Here is a 15953-nt window from a genome sequence, read left to right on the forward strand (position 1 = left end):
GCCCTTAAGCGTTTCGCAAGCGATAACAACTGTTAACTGGTCTTTCAATCGCTGCAAAGTGTATCGTCCAGCTACTATTACTTCGAAATTAAGCCTGTTTGGTGCCGAGGGTTGGCACTTTGGCGCAAATCTGGTGGTCATAGCCTGCGAAATTCATTCGGCACCTTCCTCTAAGGGATTTAGTCATGCTCCGTTCCTTGCGCTTCGCTGCCCTGTTTGGCGGCCTTATATTGAGTGCGTCCGCACTGGCGGCCGACATTGACGCCGCCAGCTATGGCTACCCCCTGACCAACCCGTTCGAGGCGACCATCGCGACCACACCGCCGGACCTGCGTCCGGAGTTACCTCTGGACGAAGACATCGATCAGACGGTGCGCAGTGTCACCTTGCGTCCGGAACGGGCGTTCGAATTGCCGAACAACTTCTGGGCGGTCAAGACGCTCGACTACCGCATTGCCACCCAGGATCACGCCGCACCGCTGATGTTCCTGATCGCCGGCACCGGCGCGCGCTATGACAGCACCCTGAACGAATACCTGAAGAAGCTCTATTACAAAGCCGGCTACCACGTGGTGCAGTTGTCATCGCCCACCAGCTATGACTTCATGAGCGCCGCATCACGCTTCGCCACGCCGGGTGTTTCCAAGGAAGACGCCGAAGATCTGTACCGGGTGATGCAGGCCGTACGGGCACAGAATCCGAAAGTGCCGGTCACCGATTACTACCTGACCGGGTACAGCCTGGGTGCACTGGATGCCGCTTTCGTCTCTCACCTGGACGAAACCCGCCGCAGCTTCAACTTCAAGAAAGTCCTGCTGCTCAACCCGCCGGTCAACCTCTACACCTCGATCACCAACCTCGACAAGCTGGTCCAGACCGAGGTCAAGGGCATCAACACCAGCACCACATTCTATGAACTGGTACTGGACAAGCTGACCCGCTACTTCCAGCAAAAGGGCTACATCGACCTCAATGACGCCCTGCTCTACGACTTCCAGCAGTCCAAGCAGCACCTGACCAACGAGCAGATGGCCATGCTGATCGGCACCTCGTTCCGCTTTTCGGCGGCCGACATCGCCTTCACTTCGGACCTGGTCAACCGTCGCGGCCTGATCACCCCACCCAAGTTCCCGATCACCGAGGGCACCAGCCTTACGCCATTCCTCAAGCGTGCGCTGCAATGCGACTTCGACTGCTACATCACCGAACAAGTGATCCCGATGTGGCGCGCCCGCACCGACGGCGGCAGCCTGCTGCAACTGATTGACCAGGTGAGCCTGTATGCACTGAAGGACTACCTGCACGAAAGCCCGAAAATCGCGGTCATGCACAACGCCGATGACGTAATCCTCGGTCCTGGCGACCTGGGCTTCCTGCGCAAGACCTTCGGTGATCGCCTGACCGTTTACCCGTATGGCGGCCACTGCGGCAACATTAACTACCGCGTCAACAGCGACGCCATGCTGGAGTTTTTCCGTGGCTAAATATCTCCTGCTTTTCGCAGCGTTACTCTGTGCAGGCGTCGCCAATGCCGACAACAGCAAAGCCAATGCCCCCGTGGTCGTCGACAGCGATGGCTTCAAGGAGCCACTGAGCAAACTCAAATTCAACCCGGGCCTGGATCAGCGCGAGTTCGAGCGTTCGACGCTCAACGCGCTGGCCGTCTACGATCCGCTGGAAGAGTGGAACCGGCGCGTCTATCACTTCAACTACCGCTTCGACCAATGGGTGTTCCTGCCGGTGGTCAATGGTTACCGCTACGTTACCCCGAGCTTCCTGCGCACCGGTGTCAGCAACTTCTTCAACAACCTCGGCGACGTGCCGAACCTGATGAACAGCCTGCTGCAACTCAAGGGCCAGCGCTCACTGGAAACCACCGGGCGACTGCTGCTCAACACCACCATCGGCATCGCCGGCCTGTGGGACCCGGCCACCGCCATGGGCCTGCCGCGTCAGAGCGAAGACTTCGGCCAGACTTTAGGCTTCTACGGCGTGCCGGGCGGCGCTTACTTCGTCCTGCCGATCCTCGGTCCGTCGAACCTGCGTGACACCGGCGGCCTGCTGGTGGATTACTCGGCCGAGAATGCGATCAACTTCCTCAACGTGGCCGAAGTCAGCTCCAACCATCCGGAAGTCGTGATCCTGCGCGGCATCGACAAGCGCCACCAGACCGGCTTCCGCTATGGTCAGATGAACTCGCCATTCGAGTACGAAAAAGTGCGTTACGTGTACACCGAAGCGCGCAAGTTGCAGGTTGCCGAGTAAACAAGCCCCCCAAAAAACACTGTGGGAGCGAGCTTGCTCGCGATGAGGCCGTTACATTCAACATTGATGTTGACTGTTACACCGCCATCGCGAGCAAGCTCGCTCCCACAGTTGTTATGTACTGCAGATAAATCCTCTATTCGCGCTTCAGCCTTTCAGGACTTTCCAGATCTTGCCGGCAGCCATCACCCCAACCAACACCACCGCCCCCGCCACAATCCCCGCTACTCCATTGAGCAACGTCGGTACGATAAACCCGGCACCACCCGCCCCCGCGCTGACACTTTCGATCCAGTGATGCACCACCGGCACGCCGTGGGTCAGGATGCCGCCGCCGACCAGGAACATCGCCGCGGTGCCGATCACCGACAGGCTTTTCATCATGTACGGAGCCGCACGCAAAATCCCGCCACCGATGCTCTTGGCCATCTGACCAGGCTTCTGGGTCAGCCATAGCCCCAGATCATCGAGTTTGACGATACCCGCTACCAACCCGTAGACACCGACAGTCATGACGATGGCGATCCCCGACAGCACGACGACTTGCTGGGTCAGCGCCGACTCGGCGACGACGCCGAGGGTGATGGCGATGATTTCGGCCGAGAGAATGAAGTCGGTACGGATCGCGCCCTTGATCTTGTCCTTTTCAAACGCCACCAGATCCACCGCCGGGTCTGCCACAGCTTCGACCAATTCGGCATGTTCAGCCTGATCTTCAGCCTTGCTGTGCAGGAACTTGTGGGCGAGCTTCTCAAACCCTTCAAAGCACAGATAGGCACCGCCGACCATCAACAGCGGTGTGACCAGCCACGGAATGAACGCACTGATCGCCAGCGCCGACGGCACCAGGATCAGTTTATTGATGAACGAACCCTTGGCGACCGCCCAGACCACCGGGATTTCCCGTTCGGCACGCACGCCACTGACTTGCTGAGCGTTGAGCGCCAGGTCGTCACCGAGTACGCCGGCCGTTTTCTTGGCGGCCATTTGGGTCATCAAGGACACGTCATCCAGCACGGTCGCGATGTCGTCGATCAGCACCAGCAAACTGCTTCCTGCCATGAATCAGGTTTCCTTCTGCAATGAATGCGCAGCAGCATAGCGCGACATAAGAGCCTACGGTGCATTCTTGAGCGCCGCGCGAGGCCGGTGATACCATGCGCAACCGCCAGAACAGGCAAGGAATCACCCGGTTTATGAGCACTATCCGCGAGCGCAACAAACAACTGATCCTGCGTGCCGCCAGTGAGGAATTCGCCGACAAAGGCTTCGCTGCGACCAAAACCAGCGACATCGCAGCCAAGGCGGGATTGCCAAAGCCCAACGTCTACTACTACTTCAAGTCCAAGGAAAACCTCTACCGCGAGGTTCTGGAAAGCATCATCGAGCCCATCCTGCAGGCCTCGACACCGTTCAATCCGGACGGCGAGCCCGGTGAAGTGCTCAGCGGCTACATTCGCTCGAAAATCCGCATCTCCCGCGACCTGCCTTTCGCCTCCAAAGTGTTCGCCAGCGAAATCATGCACGGCGCCCCCCACCTGAGCAGCGATCTGGTCGAGCAGCTCAATGGCCAAGCGAAACACAACATCGAGTGCATCCAGACCTGGATCGACCGCGGGCAAATCGCCCCCATCGATCCCAACCACCTGATGTTCAGCATCTGGGCCGCGACCCAGACCTACGCCGACTTCGACTGGCAAATCACCGCCATCACCGGCAAGACCAAGCTGGATGACGTGGACTATGAAGCGGCGGCGCAGACGATTATCCGGTTGGTGCTCAAAGGGTGTGAGCCGGACTGATAGCGGCCCAGGATCAATGCCGACTCGGCAGTCCATGAAAACTGCCGGTCGGGATTGCATGTTTGCGCCCTCTAAACCTTCGGCAGCGGATTCAACGCCACGGCTGCCTTGGGTTTTCTGAAGAAGATCCAGTAGACAACCGTGAGGATCAGCAGGAAAGGCACACCGAATACCAAGGTCATTTTGAATGCATCGGTGAAGTAGGTGGTGATCATCACCGCGCCCATCAGCAGCAGCCCCAACAGCGTGGTGTACGGGAACAGGCGCATGCGGAAGGACAGTTTCCGTTCGCCGTTGCGCTCGTGGTAGCGACGGAAGCAGTAATGGGTCAGGAAGATCATGAACCAGGTGAAGATCGCGCCGAACATCGAGATCGCCATCATCAAGGTGAAGGAGCTTTCCGGGTACAACACGTTGAGCAAGGTCGCCAGGGCAATGCCGGAGCTCGACAGCAACAAGGCATTCAGCGGGATTCCGGTCTTGCTCAACACCCCCATGGACTTGGGTGCATAACCGCCGCGGGACAGGCTGAACATCATGCGGGTGGTGATGTAGAGCTGACTGTTCATCGCCGACAACGCCGCAATCAGGATCACGAAGTTCATCACGCCGGTTGCGCCGGGAATACCAATGGTCTGCATGACGGTGACGAACGGGCTCTGCGCTTGACCGGCCTGGACCCACGGCACAATCGCCAGCATCAGGGCCAGGGTCAGCAGGTAGAACACCACCAGCCGTACGATTGTCGCGCGAAAGGCCTTCTTCACCGCCCGCTCCGGGTCCTGCGCCTCACCGGCGGCCACCGCGATCATTTCCACGCTCAGATAGCTGAAGATCGAGACGATCACCGCAATCCACATGCCTTGCAGACCATTGGGAAAGAAGCCGCCGTGGGCCGTGTAGTTGTGCATGCCGTAATCCGGGTTGCCGGAACCGTACACCACATACACCGCGAGGATGATGAAGCCGACAATCGCACCGATCTTGATGGTCGAGAACCAGTACTCGAAGGTGCCGAAGGTTTTCACGCTGATGGCATTGAGCACGATCAGCATGCTCGAGAACGAAACAATCCAGATCCATTCAGGCACGTTGGCGAACCAGTACTTCATGTACATCGCCACCGCCGTCACTTCCGTGCCCACTGCCAGCACAATCGCCGCCCAATAGGCATAGCGCACCAGGAACCCGGCCAATGGGCTGACATAGAATTCGGCATAGGCACCGAACGAGCCTGAGGTCGAATGGGCCACGGTCATTTCCGCCAGACAGCCCATCAACAGCAGGGTGATGATCGCGCCAATGGCGTAGCTGAGCAGCACGCTCGGCCCGGCATAACCGATGGCGTAGGCACTGCCCATGAACAGCCCGGTGCCAATCGCGCCGCCAATGGCGATCATGCTCATCTGACCCGAGGTGAGCTGGCGCCTGAGGCCCTGCTCACGCTTGGAGATGTTTTCAAAACCGGTGTTATCGGTCATTTATCTGTCCTCTGAATATTGTCTTTCTTGAAGAGAGCAAGTCGTTGGGATTGCCGTTGGGGATCAGCCACGAATCAGAAGATATTCAGCGGATACTCGACGATCACCCGGACTTCATTGTTGTCGGTGGTGTCCGCCCGGGCGACCTGGCCGGTGGAACGTATACTGGCCTGACGCACACGTATCGACAGGTCCCTGGCCTTGCCCTCCTGCACCACGTAGCGCGCTTCAAGGTCGCGCTCCCAGCGCTTGCCATCGCTGCCGTAACGTCCATAGGCACCATTGGGGCCGCCGTCGTAGTGGCTGTCGTCGATATGGTCACCGCTCACATAGCGCGACATGAAACTCAGGCCCGGCACGCCGAAAGGCGCCATGTCCAGGTCATAACGCAGCTGCCAGGAACGTTCATTGGGCGCGTTGAAGTCGAGGATCTGTACCGAGTTGGCAAGGAATATCGAGGTGCCCGGCTGTTGATCGAAGCCGAGATAATCGAACGGCTCATCGCCATCGACCCGTTGGTAGGCCAGGGTCACGCGGTGCGCACCCACCTTGTAAGCGGCGGCCAGCGACCAGGTAGTGTTGTCGATCTTGCCGGCCAGGCTCTGGCCAGAGTCGTTGGTGCGATAGAGGTTGAAATCCAGGTTCAGCGACTGGTTTTCGCTCAGGGCATAGCTGTAGTTGGCATTGGCGTAATACTGCCGCCAGATATCAGCGAACTGCGAACCGTACAGGCTGACGCTCAACTGATCGTTCAGGGCATAGCTGCCGCCCAGATAATCGACACTACGGGTTTCCACCCCGGCATACAGCGCCTTGAGGGCGCCATCGTCGTTGGTCGACGCACTGTCATTGCCCGAGGTGAAGTGCCCGGCATCGAGTTGCAGTCCTTTCAACTCGCTGCTGGTCAGCTGGAAACCATTGGCGTAGGTGGTGAACAGGCGCGCCGAGCCGGTGCCGAACACCGGGTTGAGCGGTGTCAGGTTGCCGTATTTGAGTTCGGTCTTCGAGATCCGCGCCTTGAGTGCACCACCCGCTTCGGAATACTCATCCTCGGCGCGTCCATTGGAATCGACCGGCAATAAACCGGTGCCGGTACGGCCCCTGCCGCTGTCGAGCTTGAGCCCCAACTGCGCGTAGGCGTCGACTCCGAAGCCCACAGTGCCCTGGGTATAGCCGGAACGGTAATCGAGCATGAGCCCGTGGGCCCACTCCTCCCGATAGTTCTGACCGCCGGGGTTGTTAAGGTTGTTTCGGTAAAAATAGAAATTGCGATTGGTCAGGGTCAGGCTGCTGTCTTCAACGAATCCATTGTCGGGTGCGGCATAGGCCACTTGGCCGAGACAGCTGGTAATGGCGAGCGGCAAGGCGGGCCAAAGGGACGGTTTCATTCTGCGTGCTCCTTATTATTGTGTTTTCACAGAACTGCTTATCGGAGGCGACCGAAGCCCTGCTGCCGGGAAATTCGCGGCAGCAAGACAAAGGCTTCGGGGGTATCAGGTGACGCTGTGGCGGATCTGGAATTGCTCTTGCGACCAGGTTTTCTGATCGAGTATGTCGCCGAGGATCTGCACCGCATCCCAGACCTCGGTGAAGCTGGTGTACAGCGGGGTGAAGCCGAACCGCATGATCCGCGGCTCGCGGTAATCGCCGATCACGCCACGGGCGATCAAGGCCTGGATCACCGCATAACCTTGAGGATGTTCGAAGCTGACATGGCTGCCACGTTTGGCGTGTTCGCGTGGAGTGACCAAGGTCAGTTCGTGAGCGGCGCAGCGCTGCTCGACCAACTGGATGAACAGGTCCGTCAGGGCCAAGGACTTGCTGCGCAGGCTGGCCATGTCGGTCTGGGCGAAAACATCCAGACCACACTCGACCATCGCCAATGAAGTGATGGGCTGGGTGCCGCACAAATAGCGGGCGATTCCGCTGCTCGGCTGGTAATGCGACTCCATGGCGAACTGCCGCGAATGACCGAACCAGCCGGACAGCGGTTGCGCCACCAGATCGCACAGCTCAGGGGAAACCCAGACGAAAGCTTGCGAGCCCGGACCGCCATTGAGGTACTTGTAGGTGCAACCGATGGCGTAGTCGGCGCGCGCCTGATGCAGATCGACCGGCACCGCCCCGGCGGAATGCGCCAGGTCCCAGATGGCCAGCGCGCCACACTCATGGGTCAGCGTGGTCAGGGCCTGCATGTCGTGCATGTAGCCGGTCTTGTAGTTGACGTGGGTGAGCATGACCACCGCAGTGTCCTGGTCAATCGCTTGCGGCAGCTCTTGCGGGCTGTCGACCAGACGCAGGGTGTAGCCCTGCTGCAGCATGTCCGCCAGACCTTCGGCGATATACAGGTCAGTCGGGAAGTTGCCGGTCTCGGTGACGATCACCCGCCGCGTCGGCGCCCGCGTGGCCTGCACGCGCAGGGCGGCGCTGAGCACCTTGAACAGGTTGATCGAGGTGGTGTCGGTCACCACCACTTCGCCGTCACCGGCGCCAATCAGCCCTCCCAGTCGATTGCCCAGACGTTCAGGCAGGTCGCGCCAGCCAGCGCTGTTCCAACTGCGGATCAGGCCATTGCCCCATTCCTCGGCGATCACTGCCTGAGCACGCGCCAGTGCTGCGACCGGGCGCGCGCCCAGGGAGTTGCCGTCGAGATAGATCACCCCTTCAGGGAGCGCAAACTGCTGACGCAGAGGGGCCAGAGCGTCCTGCGCATCAAGCGCCAGACAATCGTTTCTTGTAGTCATTGGGTGTCCTGCTTTTTTGAAAGAAGTGCCGTCCGGGCAAATCGCGATAGTCGGGTGTGAGTGTCGTGTTTCAAGCGTTGTTTGCGCCTTCACGATGAGGAAATAATGAACGAAGCTTTAGAGAATTTTCGTGCAAAGTAAGCGGCCATCTTGTATTTATCTCGAAGAAAATTCGAATCCAACTCCAAATATCGCGGATTTATTCTAGCCATGACTCTCGACTCGACAGACCTGCGGATCCTGCATCTCTTGCAACGGGACGGCCGCATCAGCAATCACGAAATGGCAGAGAAGGTCGCACTGTCGCCGTCGGCCTGTTTGCGCCGTTTACGCTTGCTGGAAAGTGAAGGAATCATCACCGGCTATCGCGCGATGCTGAACGCCGAAAAGTTGGGAGTCGAACTGGAAGCCATCGTCCATGTGTCATTGCGACAGGACGTCGAGGATTGGCACGAGACCTTCATCAAGAAGGTCCAGTTGTGGCCGGAGGTGGTCACCGCCTACGTGATTACCGGGGCGAGCAACTATGTGCTGCGGGTCCAGGCGCGCAACATCAAACACTTCTCCGACTTCATCGTCAACCAACTGAACCGCACGGCGGGGGTGACTGATATCCGCTCGGAAATCGTGTTGCAGAAAATCAAGGAGCAGGAGACGTTGCTTGATTTGGTAGTGCGTAAGTGAGCGCCAGTTAATGGATATCGATGGTCAGGTGATGAATTGTGGCGAGGGCGCTTGCTCCCGCCGGTGCACGAAGCGGTCCTGAAATTCTGGGCGGCGGAATACTCAGGCCCCGCGCATGCGCCGGGCTTCGTTACGCTGCAAGGTCATGCTGGGGGACTCGTCAAACAACTTGCGGTATTCGGCGCAAAAACGTCCGAGATGCGTAAAGCCCCAGCCCATGGCGATCGCGGAAATATTACGCGACGAGCCGTGTTCGAGGATTTCCTGGCGCACAGCGTTCAACCGGTACTTTTTCAGGTAGGCCATCGGCGACAGGGCGAAGTACTTCTTGAACGCCTCGAACAGCTTGAAACGCGAGACCCCGGCCGCGACCTCGATGTCCTCCAGGTGCAAGGCTTCGCGAGCATTGTCGTGAATGTATTGCTTGGCCCTGATCAAGTAGTGCGGAAGTTTCACGCCGAGCACGTTGCGCAATTCTTCGGAGTAGTTGTTCGGCTGGGCGAGGATCAAGCCTTTGATCAATGAGCTTTCGATGTCCCGAGTGAAGGCCACCTGTTCGTACAGTTCACTGCTGCGTTCCAGCTCCTCGATGAAATAACGCGCCATGCGCCACCACGAGGCCGACGCGCCGTCCACCGCATCCATCACCGGCTCGAAACACAGCGGCGTATCCAACGGTCGCTGCAGCATGCCTTCCAGCGACTCGCTCATGGCGACGCGGGTGATCACCACCTGAACTTTGCGACAGTCCCCGGAGATCGCCAGCATCTGGTTCTCATTCGGGGAAATGATCACCCCTTGATCGCGGTTGGATTTCAACACGCTGCCGTTCTTGCTCAGTTCCTGCTCGCCCACCAAAGGCAAACTCAGGCTGTAACTGCTGAAGTGCTCGGCGTCTTCGATATCGATGGTGACGTCGGTACCGTATGAGAGAGTGCCCAGGGTCGTGGCCATCGACTTGAACACATTGGCGCTGTGATGAAAGCGGATCCGCTCGGGCGTCGAAGTCTGAAGGCGGTGCGGCCCGCAGATACCAGACATCCAGTTCCTCGCGCCCTCGAGGTCATAGTGATCGATACGAATGTCGCGAAACTGCGGATCAACGTTGCTACTCATCACGGCGCCCCCACGGCAAAGGCTATTGAACCACCGGCAAGGCCCGATCCTTGGCCATACGCATCCGGTAAAAGCCGAAGATGATCAACACCCACACCGGTATGGCGAAGACTGAAGCGCGTATACCTGGAATCATCAGCATGACGCAGACGATCATGACCATGAAGGCCAGGCACAGGTAGTTGCTGAAGGGAAACCAGAACGACTTGAAGCCCGGAACGATGCCTTGCTGGCTCATGATTTTGCGAAACTTCAGGTGCGTCAGGCTGATCATCGCCCAGTTGATCATCAGCGATGCGACCACCAGTGCAAAGAGCAACTCAAGCGCTTCATGCGGGGCGAGGTAGTTGACCAGCACGGACAGCAGGGTGATCAACGCCGATACGCCCAGCGCCAGCAGAGGCACGCCCTGCTTGTTCAGTTTCATCAGCGCCTTGGGTGCGTCGCCCTGTTCGGCCAGGCCATAGAGCATGCGGCTGTTGCAGTAGACGCCACTGTTATAGACAGAGAGCGCAGCGGTGAGCACCACGAAATTGAGGATGTGCGCTGCTGTGTCGCTGCCGATCAAGGAGAAGATCTGCACGAACGGGCTGCCGCCATAGGCATCGCCCGAAGCGCCGAGTGTCTGTAGCAGTTGGTCCCACGGATACAACGACAGCAGCACGGTGAGCGCGCCGACGTAGAAGATCAGCACGCGATAAACCACCTGGTTGATCGCCTTGGGAATCACCTTTCCCGGCTCGCTGGCTTCAGCGGCGGTGATGCCGACCAGCTCCAGGCCGCCGAAGGAGAACATGATGAACGCCATCGCCATCAGCAGACCGCTGTAGCCGTTTGGGAAGAACCCGCCGTGGTCCCACAGATTGCTGACCGAGGCCTGCGGGCCGCCCGTTCCGCTGAACAGCATGTAGCAGCCCAGGGCGATCATGCCAATGATCGCTACGACCTTGATGATTGCGAACCAGAATTCCATCTCACCGAAGACTTTGACGTTCATCATATTGATCAAATTGACCAGGACGAAGAACACCGCCGCGCTGACCCAGGAGGGGACTTCCGGCCACCAGAACTGCACGTACTTGCCGACGGCCGTCAACTCGGCCATGCCCACCAGCACATACAGCACCCAGTAGTTCCAGCCGGACAGAAAGCCGGCATAGCCGCCCCAGTACTTGTGGGCAAAATGACTGAAGGAGCCGGCCACCGGTTCCTCGACAATCATCTCGCCCAGCTGGCGCATGATCAGAAAGGCGATGAATCCGGCAATCGCATAGCCGAGGATCATCGACGGCCCGGCCGACTTGAGCACGCCGGCAGAGCCGAGAAACAACCCGGTACCTATCGCGCCGCCCAATGCGATCAGCTGAATATGACGATTTTTCAGCCCTCGCTTGAGTTCGCCTTGTCGCAAGATTTCATCCGCCATCTGGTTACCTTCTAATTGTTATGGTCAGGCATGGTTTGAATGCGTCAATTTTTTCAATTGCCGCCCGGTTTAAGCGTTCAGACATGACTCTCGGTAAATCAGAGCGTTGAGCGCACTCGCCACAACTCCGGGAACAGCACGGTATCGAGCATCTTGCGCAGATAACCGACACCTTCTGTGCCACCGGTCCCTGGTTGGAAGCCGATGATCCGCTCGACCGTGGTCACATGCCGGAAGCGCCATTGCCGGAACGAATCCTCAAGGTCGATGAGTTTCTCCGCCAACTGATAGAGATCCCAATAACGCGAAGGGTCCGTGTAGACCACGCGCCACGCAGCTTCGACCGACGCGTCATGCGCCGTCGGACTGGTCGGATCACGCTCGAAACGCTGTGGGTCGATGGTCAAGCCAGCGCTGGCCATCAAGCGAATCGCCTCGTCATACAGCGACGGTGTGGCGATCGCCTTTTCAAGCGCCTGCAACAGTTCCGGCCGATGCGCATGGGGGCGCAACAGGGTCGCGCTTTTGTTGCCCAGAATGAATTCGATCTCGCGGTACTGGAACGACTGAAAGCCCGATGACTGCCCCAGAAAGGGCCGTATCGCGTGGTACTCGGTGGGAGTCATGGTGGCCAGCACCGTCCAGGCATGCACCAGCTGATCAAAAATCCGCGAGACCCGCGCCAGCATCTTGAATGCGGGCGGCAACTCTCCCAGTCGAACGTGCTCACGGGCGGCGTTGAGCTCGTGCAGCATCAGTTTCATCCACAGCTCCGAGGTCTGATGCTGGATGATGAACAGCATCTCGTTATGGTCCGGAGACAAAGGGTGCTGTGCGCTGAGAATGCGCCCCAGATCCAGGTAGTCGCCGTAGCTCATGGAGTCGGAAAAATTCAGCTCGGCGTTATGCCATTCTTCCGTCTGGTTTGCAGGTGAATAGGGGCATTGGCTCATTGAGTCGGTTCCTCAAGTTGCGGTTTGTTCAGTGGACGCAAAATTGCCCTGACCGGACTGGCGTCCAGATGGGCAAAACGCAGCGGCAGCGCGATCAATTCATAGTCCCCTTCCGGGACGTCATCGAGCACGATGCCCTCGAGGATAGCCATGCCATGTCGGGCCACGGCATTGTGCGAATCCATGGTTTTGGATTGCTGAGGGTCCAGCGACGGCGTATCGATACCGATCAAGCGCACACCGAGGCTCGCCAGCAGGTCGACGGTTTCTTTGGCGACTGCGGAGAAATCAGGATCCCAGGCGCTCAACGGCGCTTGTCGCCAGGTGCGCAGCAGCACCCGTTCAGGCAGGTCTTGCAAGCGACCTTCAAGCTGTTCGGGGTGCACCAGCCGGCCGCTGTTCAGGCAATGCAGCACACGGCAAGGCCCCATATAGACATCGAGCGACACATCGCCAATGGCCGCGCCATCAGCGCTGTAATGCAGTGGCGCGTCGACATGGGCACCCGTATGAGGCGACAGGGTGATACGCCCGACATTCACCGGACACTCTGGTCCGAAGCTCCACACGCGCTCTTCCTGAAAAGGTGTGTCACCCGGCCAGGTAGGTGTAGTGGTGCTCAACGGCGGGCTGATATCCCACCACGACAGTGTTGTTTTCATTGCAAAGCTCTCGGACTGTTCCGAGAGAATGATACGAGTGATACCTGTGAATTTTCTTGCGAAAATCTTCGGTAACGCCCAAATGTTTCGCACAAAATTCTAAAAAAACGGAATTTACCGGATGGAAATCTCAACGAAAAAAGCAGACAGCTAGAAAGCTGTTTTCATCCGTAAGGCGCTTTCGCGAGCAAGCCCGCGAAAGCGGTAAATCAGACGCCGAAGATCAACCAGCCACCCCCGCATCCGCCCTCAGCCCCTGCCCCTCGATCGCGCGGATCGCACATTGTTCGTCAACATCTGACAGATCCCCGCTGATGCCCACCGCCCCCAGCACAGTCCCGTCCTGATCCCGAACCAGCACGCCGCCCGGCACCGGGACGACGCTGCCCTGCCCCAGGCTATTGAGCGCGGCGAAGAACGCCGGGCGTTGTTGCGCGTCCTGTGCCAGCAGGCGTGAGCCCTTGCCCAGCGCGATGGCGCCCCAGGCTTTGCCGATGGCGACGTGCGGGCGCAGCAGGCTGGCGCCGTCTTCGCGTTGCAGGGTGATCAGATGCCCGCCGGCATCCAGTACTGCGATGGTCAAGGGTGCCGCAGCGATTGCACGCCCGGCGGTGATGGCCTCGTTGACCAGGTTGACTGCGACTTTCAAGGTTAAAGCGCTCATGGTGCCGTCCTCATTTTGTTTTTCGGAAAGTCGGTGGACTGCGCCGTTGTGCCGCAGCCCGATGCAACAAATAGAACACAATGAATTATTTTTTTGTATACAATAATCATCGAAAGGCGCCACATGCGACGAAAAGCCACAGCAGAACCGGCTTCCGACGAATGAAACAAGCGCTTGAGAAAATGGATTGACCTGCGCCGTCCGCCGTGAATACACTCTGCGCAAAGCCACTTGTATACAATTACAAAACGTAAAGAGGCACAAAACCATGAGCAAAATGAGAGCAATCGAAGCCGCCGTTCTGGTGATGCGCCGCGAAGGGGTCGATACCGCTTTTGGCATCCCGGGTGCCGCCATCAACCCGCTGTACTCCGCCCTGCAAAAGGTCGGCGGCATCGATCACGTACTCGCTCGCCACGTTGAAGGCGCCTCGCACATGGCCGAGGGCTACACCCGCACCAAGGCCGGCAACATCGGCGTGTGCATCGGCACTTCCGGCCCTGCCGGTACCGACATGGTCACCGGGCTCTACAGCGCCTCGGCCGACTCGATTCCAATCCTCTGCATCACAGGCCAGGCACCCCGCGCCCGTATGCACAAGGAAGACTTCCAGGCTGTCGATATCACCACCATCGTCAAGCCAGTCACCAAGTGGTCGACCACCGTCATGGAACCGGGCCAGGTGCCTTACGCGTTCCAGAAAGCTTTCTATGAAATGCGCTCCGGCCGTCCGGGCCCGGTGCTGATCGACCTGCCGTTCGACGTGCAGATGGCCGAAATCGAATTCGACATCGACGCCTACCAGCCACTGCCATTGGCCAAGCCGAGCGCTACCCGCGTCCAGGTGGAAAAAGCCCTGGCCATGCTGGATCAGGCCGAGCGCCCATTGCTGGTGGCCGGTGGCGGTATCATCAACGCCGACGCCGCCGACCTGCTGGTGGAGTTCGCCGAACTGACCGGTATTCCAGTGATCCCGACCCTGATGGGCTGGGGCGCCATCCCGGACGATCACCCGTTGATGGTGGGCATGGTTGGCTTGCAGACCTCGCACCGCTACGGCAACGCCACCATGCTCAAGTCCGACGTGGTTCTGGGCGTAGGCAACCGCTGGGCCAACCGTCACACCGGTTCCGTTGACGTGTACACCGAAGGCCGCAAGTTCATTCACGTTGATATCGAACCGACCCAGATCGGCCGCGTGTTCACCCCGGACCTGGGCATCGTTTCCGACGCTGCCGCCGCGCTGACCGTGTTCATCGAAGTCGCTCGCGAATGGCAAGCCGCCGGCAAGCTGAAGAACCGCAGCGCCTGGTTGCAAGACTGCCAGCAGCGTAAAGCCAGCCTGCAGCGCAAGACTCACTTCGACAACGTGCCGGTCAAGCCGCAACGCGTTTACGAAGAAATGAACCAGGTGTTCGGCAAAGACACCTGCTACGTCAGCACCATAGGTCTGTCGCAGATTGCCGGCGCGCAGTTCCTGCACGTCTACAAGCCGCGTCACTGGATCAACTGCGGTCAGGCAGGCCCTCTGGGCTGGACCATTCCGGCAGCACTGGGCGTGGTCAAGGCTGATCCGAACCGTAAAGTCGTGGCCCTGTCGGGGGACTATGACTTCCAGTTCATGATCGAAGAATTGGCAGTGGGCGCGCAGTTCAAGCTGCCGTACATTCATGTGGTGGTAAACAACTCGTACCTGGGTCTGATCCGTCAGGCGCAGCGCGGTTTCGACATGGATTACTGCGTACAGCTGTCGTTCGACAACCTGAACGCGCCGGAACTCAACGGCTACGGTGTGGACCACGTCGCAGTTGCCGAAGGCCTGGGCTGCAAGGCACTGCGTGTGTTCGAACCGGCTCAGATCCAGCCTGCCCTGCGCAAGGCCCAGGAGCTGATCGAAGAGTTCAAGGTTCCGGTGATCGTCGAGATCATCCTGGAGCGCGTGACCAACATTTCCATGGGTACCGAGATCAACGCCGTCAACGAATTCGAAGACCTGGCGCTGGTCGGCGACGATGCACCGACTGCGATTTCGTTGCTTGATTGATCACCACCCCTGTGGGAGCGAGCTTGCTCGCGATGAGTCCGGCACATTCAACATCTATGTTGACTGACACACCGCTATCGCGAGCAAGCTCGCTCCTACAAGGGGCCTACAC

At 58.8% G+C, this 15953-nt stretch carries 14 protein-coding genes; 5 read left to right on the top strand and 9 right to left on the bottom strand.

Annotated features, from left to right (window positions below):
- Positions 1 to 185: 185 nt before the first annotated feature.
- Together J4D25_RS07100 and J4D25_RS07105 are read left to right on the top strand one after the other, a co-directional pair.
- Complete coding sequence (locus J4D25_RS07100) at positions 186 to 1484, top strand: serine/threonine protein kinase (RefSeq protein ID WP_057715836.1); 1299 nt, start codon at positions 186 to 188, stop codon at positions 1482 to 1484.
- On the top strand, positions 1477 to 2265 hold the full coding sequence (locus J4D25_RS07105) for a VacJ family lipoprotein (protein ID WP_057715837.1): 789 nt from the start codon (positions 1477 to 1479) through the stop codon (positions 2263 to 2265). Before J4D25_RS07100 ends, J4D25_RS07105 begins: the two co-directional genes overlap by 8 nt.
- Positions 2266 to 2412: 147 nt before the next feature.
- On the opposite strand, the gene J4D25_RS07110 is transcribed toward J4D25_RS07105, so the two are convergent.
- Positions 2413 to 3327, bottom strand: a complete 915-nt coding sequence (locus J4D25_RS07110) for a DUF808 domain-containing protein (RefSeq protein ID WP_057715838.1) — start codon at positions 3325 to 3327, stop codon at positions 2413 to 2415.
- Positions 3328 to 3461: 134 nt separating this feature from the next.
- On the opposite strand from J4D25_RS07110, the gene J4D25_RS07115 reads away from it, so the two are divergent.
- Positions 3462 to 4067, top strand: a complete 606-nt coding sequence (locus J4D25_RS07115; RefSeq protein WP_057715839.1) for a TetR/AcrR family transcriptional regulator — start codon at positions 3462 to 3464, stop codon at positions 4065 to 4067.
- Positions 4068 to 4138: 71 nt separating this feature from the next.
- Here the strand turns inward: J4D25_RS07115 and J4D25_RS07120 are convergent, their stop codons facing one another.
- The 3 genes from J4D25_RS07120 to kynU all read right to left on the bottom strand — a co-directional run bounded on the left by J4D25_RS07120 (position 4139) and on the right by kynU (position 8292).
- Positions 4139 to 5548 (bottom strand): amino acid permease, encoded by a 1410-nt coding sequence (locus tag J4D25_RS07120; protein ID WP_057715840.1) that lies wholly within the window; start codon positions 5546 to 5548, stop codon positions 4139 to 4141.
- A gap of 74 nt (positions 5549 to 5622) precedes the next feature.
- Positions 5623 to 6936: an OprD family porin gene (locus J4D25_RS07125; protein WP_057715841.1), complete on the bottom strand. Its 1314-nt coding sequence runs from the start codon at positions 6934 to 6936 to the stop codon at positions 5623 to 5625.
- 105 nt (positions 6937 to 7041) lie between these two features.
- Positions 7042 to 8292 carry a kynureninase gene (kynU, locus tag J4D25_RS07130; RefSeq protein WP_057715842.1) on the bottom strand — a complete coding sequence of 417 codons (1251 nt, stop codon included), beginning with the start codon at positions 8290 to 8292 and terminating at the stop codon, positions 7042 to 7044.
- Positions 8293 to 8502: 210 nt separating this feature from the next.
- Here kynU and J4D25_RS07135 point away from each other — a divergent pair, with 210 nt between their 5' ends.
- On the top strand, positions 8503 to 8976 hold the full coding sequence (locus J4D25_RS07135; protein WP_057398413.1) for an Lrp/AsnC family transcriptional regulator: 474 nt from the start codon (positions 8503 to 8505) through the stop codon (positions 8974 to 8976).
- Between the two features lie 102 nt (positions 8977 to 9078).
- Here J4D25_RS07135 and J4D25_RS07140 read toward each other — a convergent pair whose 3' ends face one another.
- From J4D25_RS07140 to J4D25_RS07160, 5 genes are all read right to left on the bottom strand, one after another.
- Positions 9079 to 10092, bottom strand: a complete 1014-nt coding sequence (locus tag J4D25_RS07140; RefSeq protein ID WP_057715843.1) for a helix-turn-helix domain-containing protein — start codon at positions 10090 to 10092, stop codon at positions 9079 to 9081.
- A gap of 22 nt (positions 10093 to 10114) precedes the next feature.
- Positions 10115 to 11518, bottom strand: coding sequence for an amino acid permease (locus J4D25_RS07145; RefSeq protein ID WP_057715844.1), 1404 nt, complete (start codon positions 11516 to 11518; stop codon positions 10115 to 10117).
- Positions 11519 to 11616: 98 nt separating this feature from the next.
- The gene (gene kynA / locus J4D25_RS07150) at positions 11617 to 12471 is read right to left on the bottom strand and encodes a tryptophan 2,3-dioxygenase (RefSeq protein WP_057715845.1); all 855 of its coding nucleotides are present in this window, start codon (positions 12469 to 12471) and stop codon (positions 11617 to 11619) included.
- Entirely contained in the window at positions 12468 to 13133 is a 666-nt protein-coding gene (gene kynB, locus J4D25_RS07155; protein ID WP_057715846.1) for an arylformamidase, read from the bottom strand. Before kynB ends, kynA begins: the two co-directional genes overlap by 4 nt.
- Positions 13134 to 13356: 223 nt before the next feature.
- Positions 13357 to 13797 carry a heme-binding protein gene (locus J4D25_RS07160; RefSeq protein WP_057715847.1) on the bottom strand — a complete coding sequence of 147 codons (441 nt, stop codon included), beginning with the start codon at positions 13795 to 13797 and terminating at the stop codon, positions 13357 to 13359.
- Positions 13798 to 14065: 268 nt separating this feature from the next.
- Here J4D25_RS07160 and gcl point away from each other — a divergent pair, with 268 nt between their 5' ends.
- Complete coding sequence (gene gcl / locus J4D25_RS07165) at positions 14066 to 15841, top strand: glyoxylate carboligase (RefSeq protein WP_057715848.1); 1776 nt, start codon at positions 14066 to 14068, stop codon at positions 15839 to 15841.
- The last annotated feature ends 112 nt before the right edge of the window (positions 15842 to 15953 follow it).

Source organism: Pseudomonas sp. GW456-L13 (genome assembly GCF_017350115.1).
Classification (GTDB): Bacteria; Pseudomonadota; Gammaproteobacteria; order Pseudomonadales; family Pseudomonadaceae; genus Aquipseudomonas; species Aquipseudomonas jessenii.

Bases quoted from the DNA above. Each gene is read 5' to 3' on its own strand.
- J4D25_RS07100 (WP_057715836.1), top strand. From the start codon at position 186: ATGCTCCGTTCCTTGCGCTTCGCTGCCCTGTTTGGCGGCCTTATATTG.
- J4D25_RS07110 (WP_057715838.1), bottom strand. From the start codon at position 3,327: ATGGCAGGAAGCAGTTTGCTGGTGCTGATCGACGACATCGCGACCGTG.
- J4D25_RS07115 (WP_057715839.1), top strand. From the start codon at position 3,462: ATGAGCACTATCCGCGAGCGCAACAAACAACTGATCCTGCGTGCCGCC.
- J4D25_RS07120 (WP_057715840.1), bottom strand. From the start codon at position 5,548: ATGACCGATAACACCGGTTTTGAAAACATCTCCAAGCGTGAGCAGGGC.
- J4D25_RS07125 (WP_057715841.1), bottom strand. From the start codon at position 6,936: ATGAAACCGTCCCTTTGGCCCGCCTTGCCGCTCGCCATTACCAGCTGT.
- kynU (WP_057715842.1), bottom strand. From the start codon at position 8,292: ATGACTACAAGAAACGATTGTCTGGCGCTTGATGCGCAGGACGCTCTG.
- J4D25_RS07135 (WP_057398413.1), top strand. From the start codon at position 8,503: ATGACTCTCGACTCGACAGACCTGCGGATCCTGCATCTCTTGCAACGG.
- J4D25_RS07140 (WP_057715843.1), bottom strand. From the start codon at position 10,092: ATGAGTAGCAACGTTGATCCGCAGTTTCGCGACATTCGTATCGATCAC.
- J4D25_RS07145 (WP_057715844.1), bottom strand. From the start codon at position 11,518: ATGGCGGATGAAATCTTGCGACAAGGCGAACTCAAGCGAGGGCTGAAA.
- kynA (WP_057715845.1), bottom strand. From the start codon at position 12,471: ATGAGCCAATGCCCCTATTCACCTGCAAACCAGACGGAAGAATGGCAT.
- kynB (WP_057715846.1), bottom strand. From the start codon at position 13,133: ATGAAAACAACACTGTCGTGGTGGGATATCAGCCCGCCGTTGAGCACC.
- J4D25_RS07160 (WP_057715847.1), bottom strand. From the start codon at position 13,797: ATGAGCGCTTTAACCTTGAAAGTCGCAGTCAACCTGGTCAACGAGGCC.
- gcl (WP_057715848.1), top strand. From the start codon at position 14,066: ATGAGCAAAATGAGAGCAATCGAAGCCGCCGTTCTGGTGATGCGCCGC.